Source organism: Enterovibrio calviensis DSM 14347, assembly GCF_000621165.1.
Classification (GTDB): domain Bacteria; phylum Pseudomonadota; class Gammaproteobacteria; order Enterobacterales; family Vibrionaceae; genus Enterovibrio; species Enterovibrio calviensis.
This window is the reverse complement of sequence record NZ_JHZA01000017.1, coordinates 118,342-129,708: the sequence shown is the minus strand read 5'-3', so window position 1 is coordinate 129,708 and position 11,367 is coordinate 118,342. Positions and strand designations below refer to the sequence as shown.

Below are 11,367 nucleotides of genomic sequence, written 5' to 3'. Positions count from 1 at the left end.
CCACCATCGGTGCCGCCGTCAGTGCCACCATCGGTGCCGCCGTCAGTACCACCAGATAAATCGGATCCAATGGATCCATTAGCAGAAGCGCTGAAGTAAAGGTTGCGTACTTCAATCACGCCGCCATCATCTACTTGGCCGTTGAAATAAATCAGCGATGTTACATCAGCAAGATTTGCCGTGTTGCCAGCCGCCGCCATCAACTCTGACATTGGAATTGAATAAGACTGCCATTCACCAGTGATTGAACGACCACTTGGACCGAATGTCACACCGTTGTTCGTTTGAGGGCGGCTATCAACGCCAAATACGCCCGTTTGGAATCCAACAGTAATATCTGTTGTCGTCGTACCCATGATTTCAAAATTCATGAAACCATTTTGGTATCCACTTAAGTCAGTCGACGCCAGATCTTTGGTGTTTAAGCCTGCACCCCAACCCCAAACTTGCGCGGTGCCCGCAGTAGGAGGCGTTGTGAGTTCAAGAGATTGCTTGTCTGGGTTAGCGGTAAAGAATGAAGTCTGTTCCCAACCATTCGCCTCTAAATCGTATTGAATGGCTCCATTTTGATACGCTGTAAATACTGCGTCGGAATCCGTACCGCCGTCAGTGCCACCATCCGTTCCACCGCCGCTGCCATCACCATCATCGAGGTCTGATGCAATAGCACTATCCTTGGTTTTTCCGAAGAAGACGTTACGAACTTCAATCACGCCACCGTCGTCAACTTCACCATTAAAAAATATAGGAGACGTAATGTCAGAGAAGTTGATGCTTTTGTCGCCGACAAGCTCTGAAACTGGAATTTGGTACGTTTGCCACTCAGAAGTAATTGAGCGGCCGTTTGGACCAAATGTCACACCGTTCGATGTAGCAGGGCGTTCTCTACTTTCAAACACACCAGTTTGAAAGCCGATGAGAATATCAGTTGTTGTTGTCCCCTTGATGTCGAACGTCATGTAGCCGTCTTCAAAACCAACAAGGTTTAATGTAGTAGGCTCGTCATTTTCGTCTCTCGAAGTGACAGCACCAGCACCCCAGCCCCACTCTTTTGCGGTACCCGCAGTCGGAGGCGTTGTTAACTCAAGCGAGTTGGTTTGTGGGTTATCCGTGATAAAGGACGTCAATTCCCAACCAAATACCTGCAGGCCATACTGAAGATCCCCTTCATAGTAGACCGTCAGAGCGCCTTGGTCATTTTCAGGGCCCGGAATAGGAATAAGTTTTTGAAACTCTTCATCGTCTTCAATTGTGCTTGTCGCATCTTTAGTGAAGTGGACGTTACGCAACTGCAGCGTACCATCATCTTCAAATTCACCTTCGACAAACAAAGGAATGGTGATATCAGTGAAATCTACCGTATCACCATCAAGAAGCTCGCTGATTGGCACCTGAAAGGTTGTCCATTCTGGTGAAATCGTGCGAGAGCCTGCTAAAGAGGCCTTTCCAGATTGAGAGGCTTTATTGGTCGTGCTGAACAACACACCAAACGACTTATCAGGTCGTGTTGCATCAACAAGGTTGCCTTCGCCATCACGAAGGTCTGAACCCGTTTTAAAACCAATGGTTACAGGCGTTGTCATGGTCCCTTTTGCATCAAAGGTCATGAAGCCATTTTGGAAACCTGATAGGTTCGTCGAGTTTGCTTTGTCGGTACTGTCTTCGGTGTAGATACCGCCGCCCCAGCCCCACGTCGCCATTTGGAGATCGTTATTTGGACCTGGTGGAGGGGTAACCAACAGTGTTTGCGTATTTTCATCATTGGTAAAACCAGCGGTACTGAATTTGTTGCCGCTTTCATCTTCACCCTGCCAACCGTCGGCTTTGAGATGATCAGGTAAAATACCTTTGTAGTAGATCGTTGTCGCGCCACTGGTCGTGCTAGCTTCATCTCCCGTGACTGACTGCCCGACGGGTGGCTCATCGCCCCCGCCACAACCAGCAAGAGCAACGGAAGCTAATAGCACCGTTTTAGCTAAAAAATTCTTCATCATGTCGTCCGTATTTTTGATTCTACATCTAAGCAGCGACGCGTCATTGCCAACCGCTGGTTTTAGAGCTCCCCTGCCGAACGGAGAAATCTTTTTGCAAAGTGGGTGTCATTGCCAAAAAGAAAGCGCTTTCACTTTATTGTCAAAATAAAGCCGGTCACCCAGCTCTATTACAGTCGAGATAGGGATCTCGCGCATAATGTAAATTTATTGTTAAGGGGCAGTACAACTCAACAACATTATGCAATTTATATCGGATTTGATGAGCAATTCCATGTAATAAAATGCACCAAATGCAAGATTCTCATTAGTGATTCATGTCCCACAAAAACAAAACACAAATGCAACAAAGCCCATATAAGGAGACAAAGTCACCAAAATAACGGGCTAAATGTAAATATTTTGTGAATTAGGACATATTTTGAGGTTATGAAATTTGCACTGGACAACAAGCCTACTTAGTTTGTCAGATGACTAGCGGTTTCACAGTGTCACACTCACTTTCCTTTTAAGATTTTTAGACACAAAAACCCTGAAAACTAGTCAAACCCGTTACTTAAGATTAACAATGCCCTTCGGGTGTCTGGCATTTTTAATTGATATTTCGGGGTTAGCATTATAAAGACAAGAAAGCGCTTTCTTTTAGAGTGGCCAAATCTCTAACGGAGTGAGAATGAAAAAGTCCAAATTATCGATAGCGATATTAGGCGCAGCAGCTGTCCTTTCGGGGATCCCTGCCGTGAATGCCGCCATCATTGACGAAGTCGAGTTTCACGGTTATTTCCGTGCTGGTTTTTTTGCCAGTAAAGAAAACGACTTTAAAAAAGCAGGTATAGGTGGTCAAAAAGAATTGCTCGGTCGACTCGGATTAGAGTCTGATAATGACGGCAATTTTGGGTTTACTACTTTTACCGATATTGGTGAAGAGCAGCAGCTTCGTATCAATATTGGTGTTGGCGGTACCGATTTTGATGAACTCATTGGTTTCGTCGAAATGGACGGTGTGACTCGTTCAGGCACGCTTTGGGCTGGCGATAGGAAAATCGGTGAAGAAAACTACATCTTTATGACCGACTTCTTCTATACCGACATTGAAGGCATTGGTGTAGGTATCCAAGATTATGAAATCGGTGACAGTTTTATCGATCTTGCGTACATATCAAGTGAACGCAGCATCAGCCTAGACGATGACTATGACGACTTCGTTGATCAAGCATTCTCTAGTGGTACTGATGTCTATGCGGGACTTTTTAGAGCAGGTTTTTCAGACCCCGCTGCTAGGGCGTTAATCGCGTCCAACCAAAACAACCCAATGCACACTTTCCACGCCTCTTACACATTGGGTGCTTTGACGCTTCAAGGTAACTATAAGTACATGGCAGATAACTGGGATTTCACTGGAAAGCAGTGGGCAGACACCGGTTATGACGCCACCGCGATCTATCACATGCTCGACTTTTTTGGCCTGAAAGGAAATGCCTTCTCATACGCCATCGCGCAAGCTGGTCGCGGTTTGGGTTCTGGTAACCTACTGGGTGGCACCATCACTGACTACGGTTCTCTGCGCCCAGGTTCTACAACTCAAGGCTACCACACCGGTGAGTGGGGCAAATACAGTGGTGACCCGTACTACCTCATTACACACCGTGAAGAAGATGCACTTTCTGCACGTGTTTTACTTTGGGGTGGATACACAAACAGCGATGGCATCGGTTTCTTCCCATCCATTCAAGCGCAATACAATGATGAAGGTACTAACTCTGTATCAGGTGCTGATGACGGCGGTTACAACTACTGGGTCTCAGTGATGATGCGTAACATCTTCCCAGTAAGAGACAACTTTATCATTCAAACAGAGACGGGCTACTACGAGAACACAGCAAACGGCAGCACTTGGCACCAATCCAAGTTTACTGTCGCGCCAACGTTCGTGCTGTCTGATGGCTTAAAAACTGCCGAGATCCGCTTCACCGCGACATACCTGCCATTATCTTGGACAACAGGTGATGAAACCGATCCAACGGTGACACTCAAAGATGACATCGTCATCGGTATTCAGGCTGATGCCTACTGGTAAGCCGTTCACGTCATGTATGGCTACGCTCTATGTGTAGCCACCAGAATAAGAGAATTTTGCAATTCGTATGAATTGCCGACGAGTAAGGAAACAATAATGAGTAATTTCCCTTATCGACGTGTACTGCTAGCCACCGCCGTTTTGGGCGCAATGGTCGGGTGTGAGTCGAAAGTGTATCAACCTGTGCAAACTGGCCCGGACACCAGCGTTGCAGAAACGCAGCCTAACGATTCGTGGACACTGATTTGGAATGATGAGTTCAGTGGTAATGCCATTGACAAGAACAAGTGGAGCCACGAAGTTAACTGTTACGGTGGCGGTAATGCTGAACGTCAATGTTATACCAAGCGCCCTGTTAACTCGTTTGTTGAAGACGGTAAGCTTCACATCGTTGCGCGTAACTACCAGTTCACTGGTCCATCTGATCCTGAAGGTAAGACTCGCCATAAAGCGACGCTCCCTTACACATCAGCGCGCTTAAGAACCTTGAACAAAGGTGATTGGCAGTATGGTCGTTTTGATGTGCGTGCGAAATTGCCATTCGGTCAAGGTACATGGCCTGCTATTTGGATGCTTCCAACTGATTACGTTTATGGCGGTTGGGCGGCATCGGGTGAAATCGATATCGTTGAAGCAGTTAACCTGCAAACGCCAACCGATGAACTCGGTGCGGAAGCCGGTAAAAAAGAAGGCCGAATTCACGGTACACTTCACTATGGGCGTGAATGGCCAGACAATGTGAGCACCGCTGCGGAATATGAACTTCCGGGCCACATCAACCCAGCTGATGGTTTCCATACCTACTCTATCGAGTGGGAAAAGGACGAAATGCGCTGGTACATTGATGGCAATCACTACGCAACCCAGCGTTCTGATGGTTGGTACAGCCAATACAAAGAAGGCGGAAAATGGGTAACAGGCGAAAGTGATGCGCCGTTTAACCAGCGCTTCCACATGATCTTAAACCTCGCTATTGGTGGTTCATGGGCATCGAACGCCAACGAAGGCGGCATTGACGATTCAATTTTCCCGCAAACCATGGAAGTTGATTTCGTGCGTGTTTACGAATGCTCTAAAGATGCGGTCACAGGTAAAGGTTGTTCCACCGTATCAGAAGATGCCCAATTCGTTGCCGGCACCGCCGCGCCAGAGATTATTATTCCTGGCCCAGACTACGCGAAAGGCCCGCTGTTTACTTTGTATGATGACAAGCTAGACAAGCACCTTCGTTCGAAAGAGTACGATCCGCAATTCAAAGTCTACACAGAGACCAAAGAAGTCGCGGGTCGTGGCAATGTGCTAGCCATTAAGAAAACTGGCGAGATCGGTAACTTCTACTTCGAGTCTCCAGAAGTCAACATGACGGATTGGATGAACGGCGGCGACATCGTGTTTGACATGATGGTTGAAGAAACTGCACCAAACGTGGGCGTGATGGTTCGCGTCGACAGCGGCTGGCCTGCATCAAGTGATATTGATGTTGCGCTTCCACCGATTGGTCAGTGGACAGAAGTTCGCATCAACGTTGCTGAGTTGATTGAGAACGGAAACCGCTTTGCTCCGGGCGCGAAAGCTAACATTGGTGCGTTGAAAAACATCTTTGTTATCGAGCCAACAGGCCCAATGGTGTTGAACATCGACAACGTGCGCTACGAGAAGTAATCGCTCTGCGATAGAAAGCAATATATAAGCAATCTAGAAAGCAATTTAGAAACTAAGAGGCGGCGAAAGCCGCCTTTTTTATGTCTATAAAATGTGCAAAAGCCGTCAGTTTTGATCGGAGACAGCATTTCGTGGTGCTGATATGACTTTAATGCTGGAAAAACCAAACCAGTGATTGATAAAATCCACCCACTTCAACAAACGTAAATTATAGAGAGTAACTCCCCATGGGACGCAGTTTCGAAGTTCGCAAAAATGCAATGGCGAAAACTCAAGGCGCCAAAGTTAAGGTGTATTCAAAGTACGGTAAAGAAATCTACGTTATCGCGAAAAACGGTGGCGGCGATCCAGATACCAACCTTTCGCTAAAGCGCATGATCGAGAAAGCTAAAAAAGATCAGGTGCCAAGCCACGTTATCGAAAAAGCGATTGAAAAAGCGGCTGGCGGCGGCGGTGAAAACTATGAAGTTGCTCGCTACGAAGGTTTCGGCCCGGGTGGTTGCTCCGTTATCGTTGACTGTCTAACTGACAACAACAACCGTACCTACATGGAAGTACGTCAGTGCTTCGTGAAAACGAATTCTAAGATTGGTGGCCCAGGTACTGTTGCTCACATGTTTGAGCACCAAGCTGTATTCCAGTTCGCGGGTGACGACGAAGAAGCCGTACTTGAAGCACTAATGATGGCAGACGCAGACGTGACTGACATTGAGTGTGAAGATGGCGTGATCACTGTGTTCGCACCAACCACTGAATTCTTCAAAGTGAAAAACGCACTGGCTGAAACAATGCCTGACGTGGTTCTTGACGTTGAAGAGATCACCTTCGTTCCACAAACCATGACTGAAGTAAAAGGCGACGATGTTGCTGCTTTCGACAAGTTCATGGACATGTTGGACGATTGCGACGACGTACAAAACGTATACCACAACGCAGAAATCGCGGAGTAATTACTCCCCTGCGTATAGAAATGCCCGGTTCAACCGGGCATTTTCGTTTGATTTCACGATTAAACAGATGAAGTAGACAGTCATGAATTTGCGCTGCAAGCGTGACTGAACATTCGTTCTTATTCATAGAAGTAACAGGTTGGATTCCTCAATGGAACAACAAGATTTTGAAACGCTGGTAAAAGCTTTGTGCGAAACCACCAGCCTGCCTGATGCACTCAACATGCTGAAAGCAAGTGAAGATGAGAACGTTGCAGAAGCCGCAACAGCGCTTACTGGCCAGTTCTCTCTTGCCGAAATGGACGGAGAAAACCGCGTTTATCATGTATTTACTGACATGAATGACGATGGCGAAGAAGAAGAATTCGTTGACCACGTAATGAACGTGGGCGAAGACGTGATCGTGTTCGTAGCTTGGTTCTTCTACACTCAATTCGACATTAAAGGCCGTGACACTTACGCTGCCGCTGGCCGTATCTACAAGCTGCCAAAACGCAGCTAATCTTCGCCCTACTCGCTGGTGATGCACAAGATATTGGCACCGTAAAAGCCCTAAGAATATTTATTCTAGGGCTTTTTTATTCCGCCTCCGCAAATCACTCCCCCACTTTCTATCTCCAATACGCACATAGGTGTGATTTACTGACATAGCTGTTAATTGCTCACATAGCTTTTAATTGCTCACATAGTTGTTAATTGCTCACAGGGTTTTTAGTAGCTCATTGATGCATTCATGGTTTTGATATGCTCACTCAATGGAAGCGGCTTTGCCATACCAAACCCCTGGGCGTAATCAATGCCAATCTCTTTCAACAAATCAGCATGTGCTTCCGTCTCAACGTATTCTGCCACCGTGACTAACGACATGTTGTTGGCCACCAAGTGCAGCGATTCAACGATCAATCGATCCGTTGGGTTCGTCAGTAGATCGCGAATAAACTCCCCATCAATTTTTAGTACCGTGACAGGAATACGTCGCAAGTACGCAAAGCTCGCATAGCCAGTTCCAAAATCATCCAGCGCGATGTTACACCCTGCCAACTTGAGGGCTTCGACAGTGGCAATAGCTTGTGCTTCATTCACTAGCGCGGCAGATTCTGTGATTTCAAAGCAAATGCGATCCAATGGGATCTCGTACTTCTCAGCCAGCTTGATCACGAACGACGATAACTCCTCGTCATTAAGAGACTTCGCCGTTAAATTAATGGCGCAGCGGTTGACTGACGCCCAGTGAGACAGACTTTCAGACAACTGCTTGAACGTATTTTCAATCACCCATTTGTCCAACTGTTCTTCCACCCCAAACTCATTGATCATTGGGAAAAATTCCGCAGGCTCTAGCTGGCTGCCATCCGCAGGATGCAACCTCAACAGCACTTCAAAGTGGCTGGCTGAATTTGACCCTTGTAGATGGCGATATGGCTGGCAATAGAGCACAAACTCATTGTGCTTGATGGCATGCTGTACCTTCACCAAACGTGACACTCTTGCCGCTGAAAGCGCGTTATCCTCAAACCACAGTATTTTCTGATGTGCATAATATGGCTGATCACAAAAGGTCGAGATCTTGGTATCCAAGTCCTTGTCATCGGAAAGCGTCAAGCAATGCAAAGTATGAGAGACCAAGCTGATAGATGTACCTTTCCAGTAAAACTGAAATTCATCCAACATCGCGCTGACAGAAACAAGCTCCCGTTGGATGTTGTTTGTCATAGGAAGAATGAATAACACACCCGTGGTGAAAGGCGGTCGATAGGCGCGTTTGATATCTGAGCGGGTGGCAAAAAGGTTTCGTGTAATTTGAATCAGCAACTGAGTCTGACCACTATGACCAATTCCCGCCAATTTCGACAAGGTGGGCCACAAATCAAGAAACACCAAAATGGGCTGCTGGCAGGTCGCAATATCATCTCTCAACTGGGCAAGATTATAGAGCCCCGTGTAAGGGTCCGTTCGTTCGCTACGAATTTTTTCCTGAGCGAGAATGAAGCTCCGTATGGTCGAACTCCCGTGAATGTAAGCAAGCACGACAAAAGCGACGAGAACCTCGATTAGACCCACGTACCTATCATCGTATGCCCACGCATCATTCACCTTAGCCGTGGCGTTATACAACATCACGCCCACCACCATTAGGCCAAGCACCATAGGGCGAATGATCCCAAAACGGCCAATCCCCACAAATATAATCACTAAGAATAAAAACCATAGCGAATAAAGCAGCAGTGACTCGGTTAAGAAGGCAATGGATGACAATGTAAATATGATCAATGCCAACCACACACGATAGCTCCACACCGTGCTATTCATCTCGAATATCTCTTTATCCATCGCGATATATTTGTCTTTCCCTGAACCAAACAACACGCTCAGCAATAGGAAAATGATCGGCGTGAGGATCATGTGCGTCAAAGCAACACTCGACGATGAAAGCAGCATAAACTCCGCGCTCAAATCGACGTTACCGAGCGAAGAAACCAGCAACAGCAACGCCGCTTGTAGCAAAGGGAGAACCAAACCAAACAGCAGGAAGTAGACACTCGACATCAACAAAACACTGCTCTGCTGTTTCACCTGCTTGATGGCAGAAAGGTGTACTAGGCTCACCAGAATTGGCGGAATAGGAAGAGTCAGCGAAAACATAACCGCATACCCCATCGTCACATCGACAAACAATACCCAATGAACAACCAAGGCCAAAATGATAGCGGGCAGAGCGCGTGCCCCAATAAGCAACATTCCTGCAGCAACAAATGCATTCACGAACGAAAGAACAAAATAGTGCTTCGGTTGGTACGTAAAAAATGAAGAAAAATAGAAACTCGCTAACGTGCCAAAAAATATGGCGACATGCACAAACAGAGGGTGTTGCATTTGAGCGTGTATTCGCGTCGCGAGAGATTGCAAGCGTGCTTCGATTGGCATGGCCTTGTCCGCATTGTATGTTCCGAAAAGCGTAGCAAGTTAAGACCTAGTCGAAAGCAAAGATGCCCATGTTTTCACACAATGCGGCGTGTGTATTAGTAGTGACGATATAGGGTAAGCAGTAAAACGCTGCAGCGCAATCCGAATTGGTCATGACTCAAACCATCACTTTGGGAAGCGTTTTCCATTGGAAATAGCTGCTGTGTATAAATGCCCCTCCTTGTCGCATTTCTGTGCACAGCAAACGACTCGCTTAAATCCCAATAATATAAAACAGCACCTTATGCGTATACCTTGGTCATGATTTGTTGATTTTAAAGCTTTTTCTTGTCCCATCTTTTATCGCGATAATTGCTCTCGTTGGTAGGTTTAGAGGTACAGCAACTGCTGGGGTGCTCTCTGACTTTCCCGTCATTTCGGGACCAATCTTGTGGTTTATCTACCTTGAAAATGGAAGTCAGTTTACCTTAGAAGCTGCAAACGCAACGATTGCGGGCATTTCGGCGTTATCAACCTTCTGCTTCACGTATTCCTGGCTTTGTTCTCGCTTTACTTGGCCGGCAACGATCACGCTGTCTCTTTTCTCATATGGCTTGGTAGTCTTAATACTCAGCACAATAAATTTGAGTCTTCATTCGTCAGCATTGCTTTCGGTTTTTGTCGTTATTTTGCAAATCTATTACTCGCCTGAAATAAAGAGTCAGTCTCTGCTTACTCGCTCATCCAGTTTAGAAATTACGTGCCGTATGGTATTGGCATTTTTCTTAGTCTTCCTAATTACAGGGTTTTCTGACGCATTGGGCGAAACGTATAGTGGATTATTTACAGTGTTTCCCATTGCAGGTTCTACGATTGCCATATTCACTCACAAAAACTTTTCAGCCTTACATACAATCAGATCTTTAAAGTCGATGAAACAAGGACTGTTGAGTATGTGGTTGTATTTTTATATTGTCGCTTTAACTGCCCCAAGCTTAGGTTTTGGTTTGGCTTTTTCTATCGCAGCGATTTTAGCGATACTAAATCAAACGGGCTTGCAGCAACTCAAGAGAAGAGCTAAAAACTTCAACATTACAGCAAGTTAACCAGCAGGTCTTCGAAGCTCATGATCCAGGTGCTAACTGTTTAGTCTGAAAGGGAAACACATGTATATTCCGAGCAAAATAAAAATGGATGACCCATCAATCGTGCATGACTTCATTGATGAGTTTGGTTTCGGCCTGATCGTATCGAAATCACTAACGGGAACCCACATCCCTTTTGTGTTGCACAAAAATGAAGGTGAAAATGGAACGCTTTATGCTCATTGTGCAAAAGTGAATAGCCACTGGAAAGAGTTTGATAACGCTGAAGTCCTAGTCGTTTTCACCGGCCCTCACAGTTATATATCGCCGAGTTGGTATGCTAAATCTCCAGGAGTACCGACATGGAATTATTCAGCGGTGCATGCTTATGGCGTTGTTTCTCTGTTAGACGACGAAGAAACACTAAATGCAATAGAGGAAGTGGTAAAGAAATATGAGCCTGAGCTATTGGTCAAACGAGATATCGTGACGGATGAATTTAGAGATAAATTACTATCCGGAATTGTAGGCTTCAAAATTGAACTTTCCAAAATTGAAGGTAAATTAAAGCTAGGCCAACAAAGGAAAAAAGAAGATCAAGTTGGCGTTTTTGATGCCCTTTCAAACTCAAGTGATTTAGACAATCTTGCTTTAGCCAACCACATGAAAAAGTTAAACGTAGGCGTTGGCAGATAACA

7 protein-coding genes and 1 pseudogene are annotated in these 11,367 nt (G+C 45.9%); 6 read left to right on the top strand and 2 right to left on the bottom strand.

Annotation, left to right across the window (positions count from 1 at the left end):
• A pseudogene (locus Q365_RS0114560) lies at positions 1–1,991 on the bottom strand (hypothetical protein); the annotation flags it as partial.
• Between the two features lie 673 nt (positions 1,992–2,664).
• On the opposite strand from Q365_RS0114560, the gene Q365_RS0114555 reads away from it, so the two are divergent.
• From Q365_RS0114555 to Q365_RS0114540, 4 genes are all read left to right on the top strand, one after another.
• Positions 2,665–4,068 carry a carbohydrate porin gene (locus tag Q365_RS0114555; protein WP_028024034.1) on the top strand — a complete coding sequence of 468 codons (1,404 nt, stop codon included), beginning with the start codon at positions 2,665–2,667 and terminating at the stop codon, positions 4,066–4,068.
• Positions 4,069–4,164: 96 nt separating this feature from the next.
• The gene (locus Q365_RS0114550) at positions 4,165–5,730 is read left to right on the top strand and encodes a glycoside hydrolase family 16 protein (protein WP_028024033.1); all 1,566 of its coding nucleotides are present in this window, start codon (positions 4,165–4,167) and stop codon (positions 5,728–5,730) included.
• 227 nt (positions 5,731–5,957) lie between these two features.
• The gene (locus tag Q365_RS0114545) at positions 5,958–6,680 is read left to right on the top strand and encodes a YebC/PmpR family DNA-binding transcriptional regulator (protein ID WP_028024032.1); all 723 of its coding nucleotides are present in this window, start codon (positions 5,958–5,960) and stop codon (positions 6,678–6,680) included.
• A gap of 151 nt (positions 6,681–6,831) precedes the next feature.
• Positions 6,832–7,182: a hypothetical protein gene (locus Q365_RS0114540; protein ID WP_028024031.1), complete on the top strand. Its 351-nt coding sequence runs from the start codon at positions 6,832–6,834 to the stop codon at positions 7,180–7,182.
• Positions 7,183–7,391: 209 nt separating this feature from the next.
• On the opposite strand, the gene Q365_RS0114535 is transcribed toward Q365_RS0114540, so the two are convergent.
• A complete protein-coding gene (locus Q365_RS0114535; protein WP_051563802.1) occupies positions 7,392–9,605 on the bottom strand; it encodes an EAL domain-containing protein in 2,214 nt (737 codons plus the stop codon).
• Between the two features lie 305 nt (positions 9,606–9,910).
• On the opposite strand from Q365_RS0114535, the gene Q365_RS26725 reads away from it, so the two are divergent.
• Positions 9,911–10,690: a hypothetical protein gene (locus Q365_RS26725; RefSeq protein WP_155859012.1), complete on the top strand. Its 780-nt coding sequence runs from the start codon at positions 9,911–9,913 to the stop codon at positions 10,688–10,690.
• Between the two features lie 60 nt (positions 10,691–10,750).
• Positions 10,751–11,365 (top strand): FMN-binding negative transcriptional regulator, encoded by a 615-nt coding sequence (locus Q365_RS0114520; protein ID WP_028024028.1) that lies wholly within the window; start codon positions 10,751–10,753, stop codon positions 11,363–11,365.
• Positions 11,366–11,367 lie beyond the last annotated feature (2 nt).

Coding starts and splice junctions, on each gene's coding strand:
- Q365_RS0114555 (WP_028024034.1), top strand. CDS start 2,665: ATGAAAAAGTCCAAATTATCGATAGCGATATTAGGCGCAGCAGCTGTC.
- Q365_RS0114550 (WP_028024033.1), top strand. CDS start 4,165: ATGAGTAATTTCCCTTATCGACGTGTACTGCTAGCCACCGCCGTTTTG.
- Q365_RS0114545 (WP_028024032.1), top strand. CDS start 5,958: ATGGGACGCAGTTTCGAAGTTCGCAAAAATGCAATGGCGAAAACTCAA.
- Q365_RS0114540 (WP_028024031.1), top strand. CDS start 6,832: ATGGAACAACAAGATTTTGAAACGCTGGTAAAAGCTTTGTGCGAAACC.
- Q365_RS0114535 (WP_051563802.1), bottom strand. CDS start 9,605: ATGCCAATCGAAGCACGCTTGCAATCTCTCGCGACGCGAATACACGCT.
- Q365_RS0114520 (WP_028024028.1), top strand. CDS start 10,751: ATGTATATTCCGAGCAAAATAAAAATGGATGACCCATCAATCGTGCAT.